Here is a 20,111-nt window from a genome sequence, read left to right as displayed (position 1 = left end):
GCATGCATAAATATATAGAGAGAGTTTAAAATCTCTCTATATTTTTTTAGGGAGGAATGGTATGCCTGAGAACAATAAAATAGATAGTAGCCTGGAATTAATACTTAATCTGGATGAGGAAGAACGACAAAAAGTTCCAGCCTTGCAGGGTGCTGTGGATACGGAATCAAAGCAATGGGAAGTTATTGTAAAATACCATGGAGATTTAAATGCAGTTGGCGAGCAGCTTGGTGCAGAAGTGGAAATTTTGACAGAAGGCTACGGCATTATTACATTGGAAGAATCTAAGATTCCAGAGCTTTCAAAATATACTCAGATAGAATTTATTGAAAGACCTAAGAGACTGGGTATTGCCCTTGACAATAGCCTTCGTGAGGCTTGCATTACTTCTGTTCAAAGACCACCTTATGATTTGAGAGGACGAGGAGTTTTACTGGGAATCATAGATTCGGGCATTGACTACACTCATCCTGATTTTAGAAATGAAGACGGCAGCAGCAGAATTTTATACATATGGGACCAGACTTTGGAAGGGCAGCCTCCGCAAGGATTTGCCAGAGGTGTCGAGTTCACCAGAGAAGACTTAGATGAAGCGCTTTCTCTGCCTACACCTATGGAGAGAATTGCACGGGTACCCCATGTGGATCAGATTGGCCATGGAACCCATGTGGCAGGTATTGCAGGAGGTAATGGAAGAGCAAGCAGAGGCACCTATACAGGTGTAGCCCCGGAAGCAGAATACATCATTGTCAAATTAGGAAGGACAGGAATTGAATCATTTCCCAGAACGACGGAACTGATGCGGGCATTAAAGTATGTCGTAGAAAAAGCAGAAGAACTGGAAAGGCCTGTTGCGATAAATATAAGTTTTGGGACCAATGAAGGTCCCCACGATGGAAATTCTATCGTAGAAGCTTATATGGATGAAATGGCGAATCGGTGGAAAACCAGCATTATAGTGGCTACTGGAAATGAAGGAGATACAGGTCATCACGTAGGAGGCATCATCAGGGAGGGAGAAGAGATCCCTATCCAATTTACAGTGGATCAGGGTACTGGTGGTTTATCTTTGACTTTATGGAAATCTTTTGCTGATGTACTGGAGTTTTCTCTGACAGCGCCCAATGGAGAAAGTACAGGAAGAATTTCTGCAAAAGAAGGAATTCAAAGAATTACTTTGGGAAATACAAAAATACTGGCTTATTTCGGAGGGCCTTCGCCTCTTAATGGTGATGAAGAAATATTTATTGCCCTTACACCCAGGAATCAGTTTATAGACAGCGGCATTTGGCAACTTAATTTATATGGAATGGATATTGTTGAAGGAATCTATGATCTTTGGCTTCCCATCACTGAAGAAGTAGGAAGGGAAACAGCTTTTGTGGAGCCTATCTTGGAACATACCCAAACCATTCCTTCAACAGCTGAGAGAATGATTACGGTGGGGGCTTACAATGGGACGACGAATCAGATTGCACCATTTTCAGGAAGAGGATATACTAGGAGAAACCGATTTATTAAGCCGGAGATCGTAGCACCGGGAGTTAATATTATGGCTCCTTTTCCTGGAGGAGGCTATGATTCACTAAGTGGTACCAGTATGGCTGCTCCTCATGTCACTGGAGCAGCGGCATTGCTTATGGAATGGGGGATTGTAAGAGGTAATGATCCTTTTTTATATGGAGAAAGGTTAAAATCTTATCTCATAAGAGGAGCCGTAAGAGACCGTCCGTCTTTAAGTTACCCCAACTCCTCCTGGGGATATGGGACTTTATGTTTAGCCAATGTATTTGAAGGGTTAAACAGAGGGGAAATAGGCGATATAGAAAGGGAAAACTCGAATCAAGATATGGAATATATAAGGCAGGAAGAAGATGTTTCTGACATGAATCCACAGGCGATTAAGTCAGAGGACTATTTGGACTATATTGTTGAGTACAATGGGGATATCGTGGCGGCTGCACTTAAAAATGGAGCAGCTCATGTAACGATTATCAATGAAAATCATGCAATTATTCAAATTCCTAGGGGACAGGAAACCGCGTTTTTTGAAAAAACAACAGAAATTGTGCAGCATTCTATGCCTCTTCTTTTTGGGCATTATGCCAGAGAAGCTTTGGAAACGTCAGATATATTGGTGTTTCACAATTATCCGTATGGTGAATTGAGGGGAAATGGCGTATTGATTGGGATTATAGATTCAGGGATCGACTATGCCCATCCAGCATTTTTATATGAAGACAATACAACCAGGATATTAAGAATATGGGATCAAACCCTAGAGGGCGACCCGCCACAAGGATTTGACTATGGAACGGAATTTACTGAAGAAGAAATTAACAATGCCCTAAGAAGTGAAAATCCAAGGGCGGTCGTTCCCCATGTGGATGAAGCAGGTCATGGAACATTTTTAGCAGGAGTGGCTGCAGGCTATGACAGGATTAATGGAGAATATATAGGCGCGGCCCCCGATGCGCAGCTTTTGGTTGTAAAGCTTAAACCAGCTAAACAGTACTTAAGAGATTATTATCTCATAGGAGATCCGGGAACTTCGGTTTATCAAAGCAATGATGTAGTTATGGCGTTAAAATATATCGTTGAAACGGCCAGAGAACTGGGCAGTCCCATTGCAGTCGTCTTAGGAATAGGCAGCAATGAAGGGGCCCATGATGGAACTGCCTTTACTGAAGCATATATGGGGGAACTGGGAGGAAGAAGAGGAGTTGTGATGGTTACCAGTGCAGGGAATGAAGGCAACACAGCCCATCATACCAGTGGTAATTTATCAAGCGGCCAATTGGAAGATATAGAAATTAAAGTTGGAGAAGGAGAAAGCGGCTTTACTCTTGCCATATGGAATAATGCTCCGGACAGGATGTCTGTTTCTATGAGATCACCCACAGGAGAATATATTGAAAGGATTCCCTCCAGATTTGGAGAACAGGAGAGAATTAACTTTACTTTGGAAAGAACGAAAGTTTGGGTGGATTATATTTATCCAGAACCCAGAACGGGAGACCAATTAACCATGCTGCGCTTTGAAGATCCGACTCCTGGAAACTGGATTATAACTCTTCATGGAGATTTCATCGTGGATGGCAGATACCATGCATGGCTTCCCAGAGAGGGATGGGTAGATCCAGAAACTGTTTTCTTAAGACCGGTTCCTCAAACTACTGTAACAGTTCCGGGAACGGGAGAAGGGACTATAACCGTTGGAGCTTATAATCATGTGGATAATAGCCTCTATAGCGCATCCGGCAGAGGGCCAACCAGAGATGATGAAATTAAACCCGATCTAGTGGCTCCAGGAGTAAATATAGAAGGACCTCTTCCCGGTGGAAGATATGGACGGATGACGGGAACAAGTATTGCTGCAGCCCTTACGGCAGGGGCAGCGGCCTTGATCTTGGAATGGGGAATCATAAAGGGCAATGATCCTACCTTGACCACAAGGAAAGTAAGAACCTATTTGATCAGAGGGGCCAAGAGAAGACCTTCTATAAGATATCCTGATAATTCGTGGGGATATGGAGAGCTTAACTTACTCAATGCTTTTCAATTTTTAAGAGATATAAATTAGACCGTAAAAAGGATACAAAAATACCTCCGGGTAGATGATCTAATTTTCATAAATTAGACTGTCTCCCCGGAGGTATTATTTTAAGATACTTTTTTTATTAATCTAAGTATTTCATTAAAGTTTTGCGCACAGCGCCTTTCCCAGAGATTAATTCTAAGAATAAGTTTTCAACTTTATCTCCTAGTCCCACTTCGTATAGATTTATACCAAATAAAACAGGATTGCTTAATATGGATTTTAATTGTCCCTTGTAACTGGAAGGATTTCCGAATTCTACGCTTTTCAGGGCGGCAGTTAATTCTGGAAGCATTGGGTCACTGCTAAGTTCCATTGGATTGCCTTCATCATCAATAGCCATAAGATAACGGCACCAACCAGCCAAAGCCAGAGGAATATAAGTTAAGTCTGCAGGGTTTAAGTCCTCTCTTTCTGCATAGGACTTAATTGTTTCACCAAAACGAATGGCAATTTTTTGAGAAGTATCGGTGGCAATTCGTTGAGGTGCATCTGGAATAAATGGATTTGGAAGTCTTTCGTTAATAACTTCATTAATAAAATCCATTGGGTTGATGATCTTAGGATCCACTACAACAGCCATGCCTTCATTATAACCGATTTTCTCAACCAAACTCTTTAATTGAGGATCTTTCATTTCAGAAGCGATAGAAGTATATCCAAGAAGACAGCCATAAACTGCTAAAGCTGTATGAAGAGGATTTAAACATGTAGTAACCTTCATACGTTCTGTATTGTTCACAGTATCTCTGTCTGTAAAATAAACTCCTGCCAATTCCAAAGGAGGACGACCGTTGGGGAATTTATCTTCTATAACTAAATACTGAGTGACTTCTGCATTTACAAAAGGCGCGATAAAGGTGTTTTTAGATGTTAAAACAGGCGCCATATCTTCAATTCCACATTCCTCCAAATGTTTTTGAACGAATTCTGAAGGACGGGGGGTAATTTTATCAATCATTGACCATGGAAAAGAAACTTTTGAATCATCTTCCAAGTAAGCAATGAAATCTTGATCGACAAAACCTTTATTTTGCCATTCTTTAGAAATAGTAATAATAGATGATTTTAGTTTATCTCCGTTGTGTGAGCAATTATCCATACTTACTAAAGCGATTGGAGCTTTAGTTGATTGATATCTTTCGTATAAAAGAGATGCTACGATGCTCATAGCATGTTTAGCATTTTTGGGACCATTGGCAATATCTTCGTGAACTACAGGCAGATAATTGCCGTCAATATTTGTCAGCGCATAACCCTTTTCTGTAATAGTGAAGCTGACCATTTGCAATTCAGGATTGCAAAAGATTTCTTTAAGACGATTCATAGAGGAAGCATCTTTACTGTCTCCCTTTAAGGATTCAGTAACAGAAGCAACAATACTTTTTTCTAAAGTGCCATCGGCTTTCATCAGCACTAATAGTGTCAAGTTGTCATAGTCTTTATAAATTTTATCAATAATATCATAGTCAAAAGTATCTACAGCTACAATTCCTGTGTTAGCTTTGCCGGAGCAAAGTAAGTCATGTTGTAATCTGGCAATAAATCCTCTGAAAATATTGCCTGCACCAAAATGAACCCATGTAGGATTTGCCTTGGTATTAGAAATTACAGTTTCAAGATCAAAAGTAGGAAGAGTTACATCAGCTAATTTCCATGAATCTTTTTCGTTTTTTATGCTTTCGATCGATAGTTTCATGTTATTTACCTTCTTTCATTTTAGTGATGGCTTCCCAAAGACCTAAAATATAGTTAGCACCTAATGCTCTGTCATATAAACCATATCCGGGTCTTGCTTTCTCTCCCCATATCATTCTTCCATGATCTGGTCTGATATATCCATTAAAATCAGTATCATGAAATGCCTTTACTATTTCAAATAAATCTAAATCTCCACATTCGCTTAAATGAGCTGTTTCGTTAAAATCTTTTTCAGAGAGATGTTTAATATTACGAATATGGGCAAAATGGACTCTGCCTTGAGAAGAAAATTCACGACAGATTGCAGGGATATCATTATTTAAGTCAGCACCAAGGGAGCCAGTGCATAAAGTCAGGCCGTTATATGGGCTATCATTTAAAGATAAAAACTTTCTAATATTTTCAGCATTGGAGATTACTTTTGGCAATCCATAAAGTGGCCACGGTGGATCATCCGGATGGATAGCCATTTTGATATCATATTTTTCTGCATAAGGAATTACGGCATCTAAAAAGTATTTCATATTTTCCCAGTAGGTTTCTGTAGACATTGATTGATAAAACTCAATATCTTTCTGCATTACGCTGAGACGTTCGGGTTCCCAGCCGGGAAGAGCATAACCTAAGGATTGGCTTTGCATGACATCAGCCATATTATTAGGATTCATTTTTAAAACTGTTTCATGGCGATAAGCCATTGCATATGAGCCATCTTCTAAAGGTAAAGCTAATTCACTTCGTGCCCAGTCCAGTACGGGCATAAAGTTGTAGCAAAGACATTTGATGCCTATTTTGGACAAGTTTTCGAGTGTTTTTATATAATTTTCAATATATTGATCTCTGGTAGGCAATCCTTTTTTGATGTCTTCATGGATGTTAACACTTTCAATAACTTCTACTTCTAAACCAGCATCGTTTATTTCCTTTTTCATAGCTTGTAATCGCTCTAAAGGCCAGACATCCCCAACAGGAATATCAATCAGGCAAGCGGCAACTCCAGATACGCCAGGTATTTGCCGGATTTGCTCCAGAGTGACACTATCGTTTCCTTCTGGAAACCAACGTAGGATCATCTTCATAGAAATTTCCTCCTGTGTTTATATTTTAAGATCATATCAAACTAGCGTACTAATATATTAGTTCGAAAAAAAACATATGTCAATATGGTATTAAAACCAATAAAAAGAAATGTTTTATGCATTTCTTACATAAATCAAATATTAAAATTATAAAAAATCAACAAAAAATACAAGGATACTAATATATTAGTTGACACTTTTTGCATTAACTGATATCCTTAGAACATAAGATTCATATTAACTAGCAACGCTTAGTATTGCATATTTAGTATTGCATATTTGGAATGGAGGAAAAGTCTATGAAAAAATTATTATCAATTTTACTGACTGCTATGATGTCAGTATCAGTATTGGCAGGTTGTAGTTCAGGAGGTTCAACGGGTACATCTTCTTCTAATAAGAGTAATGATAAGGTTTACACTTTGAAGATGTCCACACAGTTAAATGATGGAAGTCCTTTTGTTGAAGGCTTTAAAGCATGGGCTGAAGCTGTAAAAGAAAGAACAGATGGGAAATTACTTATTGAAGTTTATCCAAGTGCAGCATTAGGTAGTGACGAAGACGTTATTGAACAAGCTTTAGAAGGCGTAAATGTTGCCGTATTAACCGATGGCGGTCGTATGGCAAACTATGTGTCTGATATTGGGATCATCAATGCAGCTTATATTGGTGATAACTATGAAGAAATGATTAAAATCACAGAATCTGAAACATTCAAAGGATGGGTGGATGAGTTATCCTCCCAACACGGAATTGAGGTTTTAAACTTTGGATGGTATGATGGACCACGTCATTTCTTGACCAATAAACCTATTAAATCTCCAGCAGATTTAACAAATATGTTGATTAGAACTCCTGGAGCGGATGTTTGGTCTAAATCTATTGCGGCTTTAGGTGCTACTCCTGCATCTCTTGGCTGGAACGATGTATATAATGGTGTTCAAACAAAAGTAATCGACGGTGCAGAAGGGCAAACATCTGCTTCTTATCCTGCAAGACTTTATGAAGTTTTAAAGTATATGAGCAAAACAGGTCACATTCAATTGATGAACGGTATTATCGTTGGAGAAAAATGGTTTAGCACACTTCCAGAAGAATATCAGACCATTTTAAAAGAAGAATGTGCAAAAGCTGCAGCTGAAGCATCTAAAGTAGTTATGGAAAAAGCATCAGAATATGAAGCTGAAATGGCTAAGAATGGTATGACTATTATTGAAGCAGATGAGATTGATATTGCAGCATTCAAAGAAGCAGCAGAAAAAGCTTATGAAGATCTTGGTTATGTTGAATTAAGACAAAAAATTTATGAAGAGATTGGAAAATAATTAATAAACTATTATGAAATATACCTCTGATAGAAGTTCGATTCTATCAGAGGTAATTTTAGGTAAGATTTTATCATTGAAAAGAAAACCTTAAATAAGGAGGAGCTCCATGAAAAAAGCTTATTACTACTTTTCTAAAGTAGAGGAATTTTTAGCTTGCTTAATGCTTATGTCAGTTGTAACGCTGGTATTTGCTTCAGCTTTATTCAGAACTGCAGGTCATCCGTTAAACTGGGCCAGTGATGTTGCACAGCTTTTATTTGCCTGGTCTATTTTCTTCGGTGTAGATCTGTCGATGAGAGAAAAAAGCTTAATTAAAGTTGATATGTTGCTTCAAAAGTTACCGGTTAAGACAAGAAAATATCTGCAGATTTTATGGCAAATTGTTATTATAGTTTTTTTAATTTCATTAATTGTTTATGGAATTCCCTTGTGTATTAACAGTATCGACAGAAAGTTTTCTAACATGAATTTAAGTTATTCCTGGGCAACTGCCAGTGTTCCAGTAGGAAGTATATTGCTTACTATTACATCAGTAATGAATTTGGTTAAGATGTTTAGGTCAGAAGATGGAACATACGCCGAAGAAGGAGGTAAAGATCTGTGTTAACAGTTGTTATAGTATTCTTTGCTTTATTGATTCTCGGTATGCCTGTAGCATTTGCCATAGGGATATCAGGAGCGACATTCTTTTTTACTAATGACGTACCTTATTCTATTGTAGTTCAAAAAGTAGTGTCAGGTACCCAATCGTTCACTCTTTTGGCAATTCCGTTATTTATTTTTGCTGGTAATTTGATGAATCATACGGGTATTACCTCCAGAATGATTAAACTGTCAAATGTTTTAGTTGGTCATATGCATGGACATATCGGACAAGTAAGTATTGTTATGAGTACCCTGATGGGTGGAGTATCCGGTAGTGCCAATGCGGATGCAGCTATGGAATCCAGAATTCTTGGCCCTGACATGGTAAAAAGAGGATATTCAAGAGGTTGGGGTGCGGCGATAAATGGTTTATCTTCTTTGATTACTGCTACCATACCTCCCAGCATGGGATTAATCATTTATGGATCTGTCGGAGAAGTTTCAATAGGACGATTATTCGTTGCAGGAATCGTACCTGGTATTATAATGGCAATAGCATTAATGATAGCAGTAGATGTTAGTGCAAAGAAAAGAAATTATAAACCAGAAAGAACAAATAGAGCTTCATTTGGTGAAATAGCTAAAGCTTTTGCGGATTGTATTTGGGCACTTTTATTCCCTGTTATTTTAATTGTAGGAATTCGTTTTGGATTAATGACTCCATCAGAAGCAGGAGCTTTTGCAGCATTTTATGCAATTATTGTTGGTGCATTTATTCACAAAGAATTGACGCTTAAAACATTTATTCAAACATTAAAGGATAGCGTAAGAGATATTGGAGTGATCATGCTAATTGTTGCAATTTCCGGTATCTTTGGATATGGTATTGTTTTTGACAGAGTTCCTCAGACTTTAGCATCTTTATTGGTTGGTATTACATCCAGTAAGGAAATTATGCTTCTCATCATTATTTTATTCTTAATTATTGCGGGAATGTTTGTTGAAACAACTGTATGTGCTTTATTATTAACACCTATTTTATTGCCGATTGTTACCAGTGTTGGAGTAGATCCGGTTCACTTCGGAGTCCTTATGATGACTGTTGTAACAGCAGGGATTATGACACCACCGGTTGGAATTGCTCTGTATACAGTTTCTGATATAATGGACTGTACTCCGGAAGAAACAGTAAAAGAAGCTATACCATTTTATATTGCAATTTTAGCTGTTGTTTTGATCATAGCATTCTTCCCTGACTTAATTTTACTGTTGCCAAATTTGGTATATGGAAGTTAAGTATAAATAAAATAACCAAAAAGCACATTATACTTATTTATTTGAAGATAATGTGCTTTTTCTATAAGAATGAATTGAATTGGTTGATATAGTATATTAGAATATTTTATAATTGAGAAAGGAGGGGATGGAATGAACTTAACATTAAATCAAATTTCGAATATAGGAGACAGCATCTATTATAGTTTAAGAAAAGAAATTATTGAACTGAACTTAGAACCGGGAGAACCACTTGTTATTAAAGAGATCGCACAAAAGTTGGGAGTAAGCCGTTCCCCCGTTCGTGATAGCATTATTAAATTGGGTAAAGAAGGACTAGTTGATATTTTTGCACAAAGAGGCACTTATGTTTCTAAAATAGATTTGAAAAGAGTTGAAGAAGAAAAATTTATCAGAAGCAGTTTGGAAGAGAAAGCAATTTTACTATTCATGAACTGTTATGATGATAGCTCTATTATTAAATTAGAAAGCTTAATTGAGATGCAAAATATAAGCTTACAGAATCAGGATTATATTTCTTTCTTAGATTATGATGATGAGTTTCATTCGATATTTTTTAATGTTGCGGAAAAGGAAATGTCATGGAATTTAATTGAGAGTATTTCCGGTCATTATAGAAGACTGCGGTTAATTACATTGTGGGATTTAGAAATTTCAGAAGATGTGATAAAGCAACATAGACAGATTATCCATTATATAAAAGAGAAGAATATCGATATGATCCTTCAGTCAATCCGTCAGCATTTCGCCCGAATTATATCTCAAAAAGATAATATTGTTGAAAAATATCCGAGCTATTTTAAACAAAATTTCAATGATAGCTTTTTAGGTAGAAGTTTCAGGTGATATAGAAATAATTCATGCCATAATTAAAGATAATTATTGATCATTAAGGCTGAATAGAATCGTGAAATTAATTATTGTTAACAGGATAGGCATAATCAAAATATCATTCATATTGGGATGCATGGTTTCTGTATTCTAACAGAACTATTCATCCTGTTTTTTTATTATGTGAAAGATAGTTTTTACATTGAGAGGCACAAGCTTTCGGGTTCATTTCTAAGGATGGTTTAATTTTTTCCACAAAAAAATGCCTCCAGGCAGGCATTTAGCTTTTTATTAACTAACCGGTTTACTTTGGAGGCATTATATTAGCATTTCATATTTTTATAGTGCTGTAGTTTTAATATGTTTCAACGAATACTTCAAAGTAAGATTGAGGATGAGCACAAGCCGGGCAAAGCTTTGGAGCTTCTGTTCCTTCATGGATATATCCGCAGTTATTGCATTTCCATAAAACAACTTCATCTTTCTTGAATACAGTACCATTTTCAAGATTTGCTGCTAATTTATTAAATCTTGTTTCATGTCTTTTTTCTGCATCTGCTATTTTTCTGTATACTGCAGCGATTTCAGAGAAGCCTTCTTCAGCAGCTATATCTGCAAAAGCAGGATAAAGATCTGACCATTCCTCATTTTCTCCGGATGCAGCAGCTTTGAGATTTTCTAAGGTATTTCCTAATGCAATAGGATAGTCTGCAGTGATTTGAAGAGCCGTTCCGTTTAATTCAGGATCAGCACTTAAGAATTTAAAAAATCTTTTTGCGTGTTCTTTTTCGTTGTCAGCAGTTTCAGTAAAGATATTTGCAATTTGCACATAACCTTCTTTTTTCGCAACAGATGCATAATATGTATAACGGTTTCTTGCCTGAGATTCTCCAGCAAAAGATTTAAGTAAGTTTTCAGCCGTTCTGGTGCCTTTTAGTGATTTCATTCTTATTACCCCCTCTTAAATTGTAGATAGTTAATTACATATACTATTATAGCATAAAAAGATAAAAAGTAAATTATACCAGTCTTCAGAATCAACAATTTAATTTTTTTAATTGATATATCTTTATATAAAGAAGTATAATAAAATCATACATAATATGCTACAATTCTAGATTATTCTACAATGAGGTGAGAAATTGAAAAAAGTAGCTGTAATTTTTACTGGCGGAACGATATCCATGAAAGCGGATGAGCGGTTAAAGGCAGCCATTCCCGCTCTATCCGGTGAAGAAATTTTGGCAAAGGTAACTGGTATTGAAAAAATGGCTCATATTGAACCATTTGTATATGGGAATTATCCGGGACCTCATATCACTCCTGAAATGATGCTGGAATTATCAAAAATTACAAAAGAGTTTATAGATCGTCCAGATATCGCTGGAGTAATTATTACCCATGGTACGGATAGCTTGGAAGAAACAGCTTATTTTCTGGATTTAATTTTACATGAGCAAAAGCCCGTGGTCGTAACTGGGGCGATGAGAAACAGTTCTGAGCTTGGCTATGATGGTCCTGCTAACTTGGCAGCTTCCATTTGTACAGTATGTTCCAGCGAATCAATGAACAAAGGCGTATTGGTTGTCATGAATAATCAGGTAAATTCAGCGGACGAGGTGACAAAAACCCATACCTTGGCTTTGGATACCTTTCAAAGTATGGATTTTGGCCCCTTGGGTATAGTGGACCAGGATAAAGTAATTTATTATCGAAAGAGAAAAAGCAGACAGCATATTTTGACCGATACTATTGAGCCTAGAATTGCTCTTATTAAAGCAGGAGCAGGAATGGATTCTTCTTTTATAAAATTCAGCGTAGATTCCGGTATGAAAGGCATTGTGATTGAAGGTATGGGACGGGGTAACGTACCCCCTCAGATGGTAGAAGGTATACAATATGCTATTTCGAAGAATATTCCAGTGGTACTGGTATCCAGATGTCCGAAGGGCAGAGTATTGGATTCATACGGTTATCCTGGAGGGGGAAAAGAGTTAAGAGATTTAGGGGTGATCCTTGGAGATAATATGTCAGGACAGAAGGCAAGAATAAAGCTTATGCTTATTTTAGGTATAACCAATGATATGAACGAAGTAAAAAATCTGTTTGAAAAAGGATTATACAGCACAATATAAAAGGAGCGAATGATCGCTCTTTTTTGTGTTTATTCAGTTAAATTTTTAAATTTTGTACTAGACTATATAATACGAGCAGTTCTATATAACTTTTACAGATTGGCTGTGATTTCTTCTAAATGATCTAAGAATTCGAGATATTTATTTTGAATATTTTTTTCTTTTGCCGCTTGTTCAGCTTTTTTGCATTTTGCTTCCACTTCAGACAGGGCTTCATCAGAAAGTTGCTTTTGGGCAAAGGTATATATGGCAGTATCTTCTTTCTGAATATGTCGGTGAAGTAAATCGGTATAGGCAATGGCATTGGCGATGACATCCACTCTGGCGTCAAGATTGTCTTTTTCAATTTCTTTTAGAGCATTTTCTAAATTCATCATGAATAATCTCCCAAGGTCATGTTCAGCAAGCATTCCATAAATAGGACCATTAGCAATTCTTTCACCCAACTCGTCAGACATTTTCTTAAAAAGTATGGTTTCTTCTTTGCTATGGTGATGCCTGTCTGCATAATTTCTCACAAAATCGATTATTTGATAGAATAGAGTAGTATCCACTGCTTTACCATTTAAAATGGCTATACATAGTTTTCTTATACAGGTTAAGGCTCTTTTAATATTCTTGTGTTCTTCCATTAGAAGTGTAATTGCATCCATTGTAATTCCTCCTTAAATATTCCAGGCTCATAATCTTTATATTTGTATTATAGGGTATAGTATAAGCATTTAATATGATTTAAGTCACATTAACAGAAAAGAGTTTCGCAAGCGAAACTCTTTCTTATACCAATTCAGCCATTCTTGTAACGCCAACGTATATATCGGATATTCTGTACCATGTAGGCTGGTCTACTATTCCATTAACGGGCATATTAAATACTTCTTGAAATTTTTTGACGGCATCGGCAGTTTGCTGGCCATAACTTCCGTCCACTCTTACCTTGGGGATTGCCGGGAAGCTATTTGAGATGGCATTGAGCTGTTCTTGTATGGTTCTGACAGGTGCACCACTGGAACCTATGGTCAGATTGTATCCTGGGAAGGAAGAAGGAATACCGGACACTTTGACTGCTGTATCAAGATAAATGTCTTGACCGTAAAAACTTCTAAGAATGCTTATAGCATCCAATCCTTGATCGCCTAAATTCTTGGACCCCCATTGAGTCATCCAGTTAGGGCATTCTACTTTTACACCGTCACAGTATTGAGTTAAAAGAGGTTGTCGGATGTTGGGACGTTTAATGTAATTTACAAACAATTCATCTACAATGGCCGATACTGAATCATAAATATTTCTTCCGTAGAAGAATGCATGATCATAAGCAGTAGAAGAGGTAATTGTAAAATTCTTTCCTTTTCCCCTGTACCATTCAGTAAATACTCGGTTAAGAGTGAAAGATAAAATCGCAAGAACATTGGAGCGAATTGTATTCTCAGGCCATGTAGGGAAGATTTCGCTGGAAGCTACATTTTTTATATAATCTTTAAAGCCTACATAATAATTAGGTGCTGAAGGGTCATCGGGAACTCCGGCATGCACAATAACATATTGGGGGATAACCGGCTGATCCAATACAATAAAGCCGGTTGGCGGAGGTTCTGGTTTAATTTCGGCTTCCGGGATTTTAGGCGGATAGGATCCCCAAAGGGTATGGGGTTGGATAAAGATTTCATTCAATTGTCTTTCCATTTCGCCTGCCGGCTCTAAGGTTACATTTTGGATTGCAGTGGTATCAGCAAAAATTTGAGTACCTTCTATTAATAATGTGGTATATCCGGGTGCTTGTATTTCAATATCATAAGTTGAATAAGGTTGCTCCTGAGGAGGTTCCTGAGTTAGTTCCATGGGAGGGCTGCTGAGGGATATGGTTTCTGTTTTTCCGGATTCATTGGTTCTAAGTACTTCTACAGGCTGTCTTTGCCTTGTGCCATTTGATCTTTCACGGATGACTACAGTTGCATCGGGAACAGGGGAAAGAGTTTTGTTTTGGCCCCTTGTAAAAACATCTACAACAAGCTTGCCGGTCGATTGGCGCGCCATTGTAGCAGGATATCGTCTAAACATGGCATCCCCTCTCTATACTATTAATTTCCATTAATAGTATATGATGTTTTATTCAAAAAAGGCACTGATTCTTAAAATGTCATAAAAAAACTCCAGACTCATTATCTTATATGAATTTATAAGACAACTCTGCCTGGAGGTATTTATTATTGAGCCATGATCTCAGTCCATACTTTATCGAATTCTGTAACAAAATCACCTAAGTCTTTATAGACTTCGCATCTTGCAATATCTTCTGGAAGCGGATATGCAGCTCTGTCATTTTTCAACTCTTCAGAAAGCATTTCTTTTGCTTTGGCATGGGGAGTGGAATATCCAATGTAATCGGTATTTTTTAAAGCGACCTCTGTTTCACAAAGGTAATTGATAAACATCTCTGCTTCCTTTTTGTGTTTAGAGGTTACAGGAATGGCCATTGCGTCAAACCAATAATTAGAACCTTCTTTAGGAATGACATATTCTAAATCAGGATTTTCTCTTTTACAATAAATTGCATCACCGGACCAAACAACAGCAAGGGCTGCTTCTCCACCGATCATTTTATCTTTTACTTCATCACCAACATAAGCCAGAACAAGAGGTTTTTGCTCAATCAATGCCTGTTTTGCCTGTTGTAATTCATTAACGTCTCTTGTGTTTAAGGAATAACCTAATTTCTGCAGGGCAACTCCAATGGACTCTCTTTGACTGTCCAGCATAAAGATTTGTCCGGCATATTTTTCATTCCATAAAATGTCCCAACTATCCACTGGATCATCTACCATCGTTTTGTTATAGAGAATACCTACAGTTCCCCACATATAAGGAACAGAGTATTCGTTATTTGGATCATAATCGAGGTTTTTGAACTGGTCATCGATTAAAGCATAATTGGGAATGTTGCTAAAATCCAGTTTTTGGAGCAAGTTTTCGTTAATCATTTTTTCGATCATATATTCAGAAGGAAATATAACATCATAATCCGTTCCACCCGATTTGATCTTAACATACATATCTTCATTCGTAGCAAAGGTTTCATAGTTTACTTTGATGTTATACTGTTTTTCAAAATCTTCTATCACACTTTCATCAATATAATCGCCCCAATTGTAAACATTGAGTACAACCTTATTTTGTTGGCCGCATCCAGAGATCCCCAAAACGGTCAAAAGGATTAACAAAAAAGCAGCTAAATTCCATTTTTTCATTGATTTTTTCCTCCTTACTCATTAGCATCTTTTGATGTTCTCTTGTTAACAATAAAGAGTAGAATCAGAACACAAAGGAACATTAAAGTGGATAATGCATTGATTGTTGGATTTACTCCGCGTCTTGCCATAGAATAAATGGTTATGGATAAATTTGTTACCCCTGAACCAGCGGTAAAAAAGCTTATAACAAAATCATCCAAAGATAATGTGAAAGCGAGCAGAGCTCCTGTAATAATCCCCGGCATAATTTCTGGAATAATTACTTTAAAAAATGCATAAGCCGGCGTAGCGCCCAAATCCAGGGCAGCTTCATACAGATGTTTGTTCAGCTGCTTTAGCTTTGGCATTACCGATAAAATTACATAAGGGATGTTAAATGTAATATGTGCTAAAAGCATCGAAACAAATCCTAATCGCACTTTAAAAAATATAAATAAAATCATAAGAGATATTCCGGTAACAATATCTGGATTAAGAATTGGCAGATAGGTAATATTCATTACTAAGGTTTTTTTCCATTTGGACATATTGTGTATACCTATTGCCGCTGCTGTCCCTATGATGGTTGAAATAATAGAAGAAATTATAGCAATAATTACTGTATAATATAGAGCTTTTTTAATATCTGGATCTTTAAACAACTGTAAATACCATTTCAGTGTGAATCCATTCCAGTTGGCTCTGGATTTTGAATTATTGAATGAAAAAATAATCAATACAGCAATAGGGGCGTACAAAAATACAAATATTAAAAATAAATAGATTCGATTAAATATATCTTTTACCATAATCCGCCCCCCTCATGCTCTTTATCATATTTTGACATAACTGCCATGCTGATAAGAATAATAAGCATCATGACAATGGACACTGCTGAGCCGAAATTCCAGTCTCCAGCTAAAAGGAATTGACGTTCTATAAGGTTTCCAATCAGCATAAATTGCCCCCCGCCAAGAAGCCTTGAGATTACAAAAGTTGTTACGGCAGGCATAAATACCATGGATATACCTGAAAAAACCCCAGGCAAACTTAAGGGGAAAATGATTTTTCTAAATACAGTGAATTGATCAGCACCTAAATCTTCAGCAGCTTCAATAACACTATGATCGATTTTTCTCAATACTGAATAAATGGGAAGTACCATAAAAGGCAGAAAATTATATACCATACCCAATATCACTGCCCCTTCATTATAAAGCAGTTGAAGAGGGCCGATATTGAAGAAGGATAAAATCATATTGATAAACCCATTTTTTTCTAATAAGGTCATCCAGGCGTATGTTCTGAGCAGAAAATTCATCCACATGGGAAGAACGAATAAAAACATAAGGAAACTTTTCTTGCTCATTTTTTTACTGGCCAGAATCATAGCTACAGGATAACCTAATACAAGGCAAATAATTGTACTGATTCCCGCAAGTAAAACAGAACGCCATAATACTTTAATGTAAGGTTCCTTAAAATCCATGAAACGGCGGTAATGTTCCAGGGTGAATGAAAAATCTCCATCGGTAGAACTCATGAAGCTGAAGAACAGCACAAGAACTAATGGAACAACGATGAAAACAGTCATCCACAAAACATATGAATAAGAAATCCATTTCTTTTTCATTAGTCCACCGCCTTTTTCATTATGTGGATATTATAAGGCAATATCGTAAGTCCTACTTGAGATTTTGGAGGACGCATTGAAGTACTGTGAACCATCCAGCTAAATGTATCTGTTTTGATCATCATTTCATAATGAACACCTTTAAAAGTTACAGATTCTACTACTCCTTGAAGCATTCCGGTGTTTTCGTCACCTACTTCGATATCTTCCGGTCGGATCACTACATCTACTGGCTGATTAGTGCCAAAACCTTTGTCAACACATTCAAAAGTTGTATTGGCAAACTCAACGAGATAATCTTTTTTCATTAAACCGGGTATAATATTACTTTCACCAATAAAATCTGCAACAAAGGCGTTTTTAGGTTCATTGTATATATCTTCAGGCGTACCAATTTGCTGAATAACCCCATCTTTCATAACCACTATGGTATCCGACATGGTTAAAGCTTCTTCCTGGTCATGGGTCACATATATAAATGTGATTCCCAGTTGCTTTTGCATTCTTTTTAACTCAACCTGCATGTCCTGTCTTAATTTTAAATCCAGGGCCCCAAGAGGTTCGTCAAGTAAAAGTACGTCGGGTTCATTGACAAGTGCTCTTGCAATAGCAATTCTTTGTTGCTGACCTCCGCTTAAAGAATCGATGGATCTCTTTTCATAACCCGATAAGTTAACGAGGTTTAAGATATTATGAACTTTTTCTTTGATTACTTTAGGATCAAGTTTTTTTATTTTTAATCCAAAAGCAATATTTTCTTCTACAGTCATATGAGAAAATAGTGCATATTTCTGGAATACTGTATTTACTCTTCGTTTATAAGGAGGAAGGGAATTGATATTTTTTCCTTCAAACAAAATATTTCCTTTTGTAGGTTGTTCAAAGCCTCCGATGAGTCTTAAAGTTGTCGTTTTGCCACATCCACTTGGACCGAGTAGAGTTAAGAATTCATTTCTTCTGATGTATAAGTTGATGTTTTTCAGAACTTCTGTAGAACCATAGCTTTTAGAAACATCTACAAGTTCGATAATATTTTCTGACATTTCCATTTCCTCCTTTTTATAATAATTAAATTAGAAACTTGGTGGTGTACAGAGCCATAAAACTTTTGCCTTTGAATTACCTGCGTTGGATATATAATGGGTCATAGAAGGCTTGAAATAAAAAGATTCTCCCTTTTTAGCTTTATATTTTTTATTCCCAATATGCACAAAAATAGTTCCCGACAACACGTACCCAAATTCTTCTCCCTCATGGGGATCTTGAGGACTTGATTGTCCTTCAGGTTCTAAAACGATCATAATCGGTTCCATGAGATTTTTTTGAGCATTAGGAACGATCCAATGAATTTCATTCTTATTTTCAAGATCTTCCTGAATAAAGGTGTCTTCTTTTTCAAATACAATTTTTTCTTCGATGCTTTCATTGAAAAAATCTTTTAAGTTCGTTCCCAAACATTCCAGAATATCTACTAATGTCGCAATTGAAGGAGATGTAAGATCTCTTTCCAGTTGAGAAATAAATCCTTTGGTTAATTCACAACGATTTGCCAATTCTTCCTGTGTGAGACCATTGGTAACTCTTAGCAATTTAATTTTTTCACCTATATTCATAACAAAAGCACCCTATTCTTGTTTTGATTAACTAAACTTTTTGTTTAGAGTTGCTAAACAAATGAAACGGTTTATTATATACATATTTTTAATATAAAGTCAATGGGTTTAACGAAATTTATCTAAAAAACTCTTGCGCAAGAATGAAGAATGTTATAGAATGTCATATAAAATGACAGAGTAGGTAAAGTGCGTTAAGTGTTAAGGGATGGGAAGTTGCCCTTAAACGAAAGCTATTTAGCTGCGGTACTTTATCGCTTCCGCTGCCATTAAAGTACTTCTTTCTTTAGTATGGTGAGAGTATGGTGAGCGGAAATGTCATCATACTAAGGAAAGGAGGGAAAATGTTGAAGACGAAAAAAAGATTTACTACTAGAGTTTTGGTTGCATGTGGATTGTTGGCGTCAATCAGCATCGTGCTTACAAGAGTATTTTCATACACGATTCCATTGGCAGGACTTCCGGCTCTTCGTATTGGATTTGGTGATATACCTGTAATCATTTCAGGTATTCTTTTTGGACCTATTGCCGGAGGATTAACCGGAGGAGTAAGTGACACCTTGGGATTTATGCTTAATCCAATGGGAGGACCTTATATTCCAGGACTTACGATCACTGCTATTTTAAGAGGAGTGATTCCTGGACTGATTTACTGGTTGATTCAATCAAAAAATATCAAGTTTAATTTTCACATTGCGAACATTGCTTTCAGTATTCTTTTAACAATAGGAATTCTGTTCGTTTTTATGTCACAGGATGCAGAATTACCTAAAATGCTCATGATGCTTTATTGTGTTATTGCATTGGCATTTATCATGCTTCCTGTTGTGCTTGGCAGAATCATTAAAACTGAAGACAGCTTGTATTCTTTTGATAAGATATTATTTGTAGTTACAGTCGCATACTTTATTCTTTCTTTAGGCTTAAATACTTTTTTTCTGGCAATCACCTATGAAAAAGGATTTTTAGCCTTTTTACCGGGAAGAATATTAGCCGGGTTTGTGATCATACCGCTTCATTCCATTATGATTTTTGTTTTATCAAGATGGTTTAAATATATTAAGATTTCTTAAGCTGCCTAT

The 20,111-nt window shown here is 36.6% G+C and carries 17 protein-coding genes and 1 riboswitch; of the genes, 7 read left to right on the top strand and 10 right to left on the bottom strand.

All coding sequences use genetic code 11. From position 1 onward, the window contains the following. The first annotated feature begins 61 nt into the window (after nt 1-61). The gene (locus JOD07_RS15660; protein WP_204613297.1) at nt 62-3,583 is read left to right on the top strand and encodes a S8 family serine peptidase; all 3,522 of its coding nucleotides are present in this window, start codon (nt 62-64) and stop codon (nt 3,581-3,583) included. Nucleotides 3,584-3,680: 97 nt separating this feature from the next. Here the strand turns inward: JOD07_RS15660 and JOD07_RS07945 are convergent, their stop codons facing one another. Then, nucleotides 3,681-5,297 carry a mannitol dehydrogenase family protein gene (locus tag JOD07_RS07945; RefSeq protein ID WP_158740303.1) on the bottom strand — a complete coding sequence of 539 codons (1,617 nt, stop codon included), beginning with the start codon at nt 5,295-5,297 and terminating at the stop codon, nt 3,681-3,683. Nucleotide 5,298: 1 nt separating this feature from the next. Continuing rightward, complete coding sequence (uxuA, locus tag JOD07_RS07940) at nt 5,299-6,378, bottom strand: mannonate dehydratase (protein ID WP_158740304.1); 1,080 nt, start codon at nt 6,376-6,378, stop codon at nt 5,299-5,301. 299 nt (nt 6,379-6,677) lie between these two features. Here uxuA and JOD07_RS07935 point away from each other — a divergent pair, with 299 nt between their 5' ends. The 4 genes from JOD07_RS07935 to JOD07_RS07920 all read left to right on the top strand — a co-directional run bounded on the left by JOD07_RS07935 (nt 6,678) and on the right by JOD07_RS07920 (nt 10,433). After that, nucleotides 6,678-7,703, top strand: coding sequence for a C4-dicarboxylate TRAP transporter substrate-binding protein (locus JOD07_RS07935; RefSeq protein ID WP_204613296.1), 1,026 nt, complete (start codon nt 6,678-6,680; stop codon nt 7,701-7,703). A gap of 109 nt (nt 7,704-7,812) precedes the next feature. Further along, nucleotides 7,813-8,313 (top strand): TRAP transporter small permease, encoded by a 501-nt coding sequence (locus JOD07_RS07930; RefSeq protein WP_204613295.1) that lies wholly within the window; start codon nt 7,813-7,815, stop codon nt 8,311-8,313. Further along, nucleotides 8,307-9,587, top strand: coding sequence for a TRAP transporter large permease (locus JOD07_RS07925; protein ID WP_204613294.1), 1,281 nt, complete (start codon nt 8,307-8,309; stop codon nt 9,585-9,587). The genes JOD07_RS07930 and JOD07_RS07925 overlap by 7 nt, the downstream gene beginning before the upstream one ends. A gap of 132 nt (nt 9,588-9,719) precedes the next feature. After that, nucleotides 9,720-10,433: a GntR family transcriptional regulator gene (locus JOD07_RS07920; protein ID WP_158740308.1), complete on the top strand. Its 714-nt coding sequence runs from the start codon at nt 9,720-9,722 to the stop codon at nt 10,431-10,433. Between the two features lie 340 nt (nt 10,434-10,773). On the opposite strand, the gene rbr is transcribed toward JOD07_RS07920, so the two are convergent. Beyond that, the gene (gene rbr / locus JOD07_RS07915) at nt 10,774-11,364 is read right to left on the bottom strand and encodes a rubrerythrin (protein WP_204613293.1); all 591 of its coding nucleotides are present in this window, start codon (nt 11,362-11,364) and stop codon (nt 10,774-10,776) included. Between the two features lie 196 nt (nt 11,365-11,560). Here rbr and JOD07_RS07910 point away from each other — a divergent pair, with 196 nt between their 5' ends. Further along, complete coding sequence (locus JOD07_RS07910; protein WP_204613292.1) at nt 11,561-12,553, top strand: asparaginase; 993 nt, start codon at nt 11,561-11,563, stop codon at nt 12,551-12,553. 92 nt (nt 12,554-12,645) lie between these two features. Here the strand turns inward: JOD07_RS07910 and JOD07_RS07905 are convergent, their stop codons facing one another. From JOD07_RS07905 to JOD07_RS07875, 7 genes are all read right to left on the bottom strand, one after another. Beyond that, nucleotides 12,646-13,206 carry a hemerythrin domain-containing protein gene (locus JOD07_RS07905; protein ID WP_204613291.1) on the bottom strand — a complete coding sequence of 187 codons (561 nt, stop codon included), beginning with the start codon at nt 13,204-13,206 and terminating at the stop codon, nt 12,646-12,648. Between the two features lie 124 nt (nt 13,207-13,330). Beyond that, a complete protein-coding gene (locus JOD07_RS07900; protein WP_204613289.1) occupies nt 13,331-14,590 on the bottom strand; it encodes a peptidoglycan-binding protein in 1,260 nt (419 codons plus the stop codon). Nucleotides 14,591-14,760: 170 nt separating this feature from the next. After that, nucleotides 14,761-15,801: an ABC transporter substrate-binding protein gene (locus JOD07_RS07895; RefSeq protein ID WP_204613274.1), complete on the bottom strand. Its 1,041-nt coding sequence runs from the start codon at nt 15,799-15,801 to the stop codon at nt 14,761-14,763. Nucleotides 15,802-15,815: 14 nt separating this feature from the next. Continuing rightward, nucleotides 15,816-16,592: an ABC transporter permease gene (locus JOD07_RS07890; RefSeq protein ID WP_204613272.1), complete on the bottom strand. Its 777-nt coding sequence runs from the start codon at nt 16,590-16,592 to the stop codon at nt 15,816-15,818. Next, nucleotides 16,586-17,416 carry an ABC transporter permease gene (locus JOD07_RS07885; protein ID WP_158740315.1) on the bottom strand — a complete coding sequence of 277 codons (831 nt, stop codon included), beginning with the start codon at nt 17,414-17,416 and terminating at the stop codon, nt 16,586-16,588. Before JOD07_RS07885 ends, JOD07_RS07890 begins: the two co-directional genes overlap by 7 nt. Beyond that, complete coding sequence (gene potA / locus JOD07_RS07880; RefSeq protein ID WP_158740316.1) at nt 17,416-18,459, bottom strand: spermidine/putrescine ABC transporter ATP-binding protein; 1,044 nt, start codon at nt 18,457-18,459, stop codon at nt 17,416-17,418. Before potA ends, JOD07_RS07885 begins: the two co-directional genes overlap by 1 nt. Nucleotides 18,460-18,489: 30 nt before the next feature. Next, nucleotides 18,490-19,029 (bottom strand): helix-turn-helix domain-containing protein, encoded by a 540-nt coding sequence (locus JOD07_RS07875; RefSeq protein ID WP_158740317.1) that lies wholly within the window; start codon nt 19,027-19,029, stop codon nt 18,490-18,492. A 174-nt stretch (nt 19,030-19,203) separates the two neighbouring features. Continuing rightward, a riboswitch (THF riboswitch) is annotated at nt 19,204-19,297 on the top strand. A 79-nt stretch (nt 19,298-19,376) separates the two neighbouring features. Here JOD07_RS07875 and JOD07_RS07870 point away from each other — a divergent pair. Next, complete coding sequence (locus JOD07_RS07870; RefSeq protein WP_158740318.1) at nt 19,377-20,102, top strand: folate family ECF transporter S component; 726 nt, start codon at nt 19,377-19,379, stop codon at nt 20,100-20,102. Nucleotides 20,103-20,111: the final 9 nt, after the last annotated feature.

Origin of the sequence: Defluviitalea raffinosedens, from assembly GCF_016908775.1 — a bacterium.
GTDB lineage: Bacteria > Bacillota > Clostridia > Lachnospirales > Defluviitaleaceae > Defluviitalea > Defluviitalea raffinosedens.
Note: the sequence above shows the minus strand (reverse complement) of the source record. Positions and strands in the feature narration are given on the sequence as shown.

What these genes read in the sequence shown, in the direction of transcription:
- rbr (WP_204613293.1), bottom strand. Translation starts at nt 11,364, where the DNA reads ATGAAATCACTAAAAGGCACCAGAACGGCTGAAAACTTACTTAAATCT.
- JOD07_RS07945 (WP_158740303.1), bottom strand. Translation starts at nt 5,297, where the DNA reads ATGAAACTATCGATCGAAAGCATAAAAAACGAAAAAGATTCATGGAAA.
- JOD07_RS07895 (WP_204613274.1), bottom strand. Translation starts at nt 15,801, where the DNA reads ATGAAAAAATGGAATTTAGCTGCTTTTTTGTTAATCCTTTTGACCGTT.
- JOD07_RS07875 (WP_158740317.1), bottom strand. Translation starts at nt 19,029, where the DNA reads ATGAATATAGGTGAAAAAATTAAATTGCTAAGAGTTACCAATGGTCTC.
- uxuA (WP_158740304.1), bottom strand. Translation starts at nt 6,378, where the DNA reads ATGAAGATGATCCTACGTTGGTTTCCAGAAGGAAACGATAGTGTCACT.
- JOD07_RS15660 (WP_204613297.1), top strand. Translation starts at nt 62, where the DNA reads ATGCCTGAGAACAATAAAATAGATAGTAGCCTGGAATTAATACTTAAT.
- JOD07_RS07905 (WP_204613291.1), bottom strand. Translation starts at nt 13,206, where the DNA reads ATGGATGCAATTACACTTCTAATGGAAGAACACAAGAATATTAAAAGA.
- JOD07_RS07885 (WP_158740315.1), bottom strand. Translation starts at nt 17,416, where the DNA reads ATGAAAAAGAAATGGATTTCTTATTCATATGTTTTGTGGATGACTGTT.
- potA (WP_158740316.1), bottom strand. Translation starts at nt 18,459, where the DNA reads ATGTCAGAAAATATTATCGAACTTGTAGATGTTTCTAAAAGCTATGGT.
- JOD07_RS07920 (WP_158740308.1), top strand. Translation starts at nt 9,720, where the DNA reads ATGAACTTAACATTAAATCAAATTTCGAATATAGGAGACAGCATCTAT.
- JOD07_RS07935 (WP_204613296.1), top strand. Translation starts at nt 6,678, where the DNA reads ATGAAAAAATTATTATCAATTTTACTGACTGCTATGATGTCAGTATCA.
- JOD07_RS07900 (WP_204613289.1), bottom strand. Translation starts at nt 14,590, where the DNA reads ATGGCGCGCCAATCGACCGGCAAGCTTGTTGTAGATGTTTTTACAAGG.
- JOD07_RS07890 (WP_204613272.1), bottom strand. Translation starts at nt 16,592, where the DNA reads ATGGTAAAAGATATATTTAATCGAATCTATTTATTTTTAATATTTGTA.
- JOD07_RS07930 (WP_204613295.1), top strand. Translation starts at nt 7,813, where the DNA reads ATGAAAAAAGCTTATTACTACTTTTCTAAAGTAGAGGAATTTTTAGCT.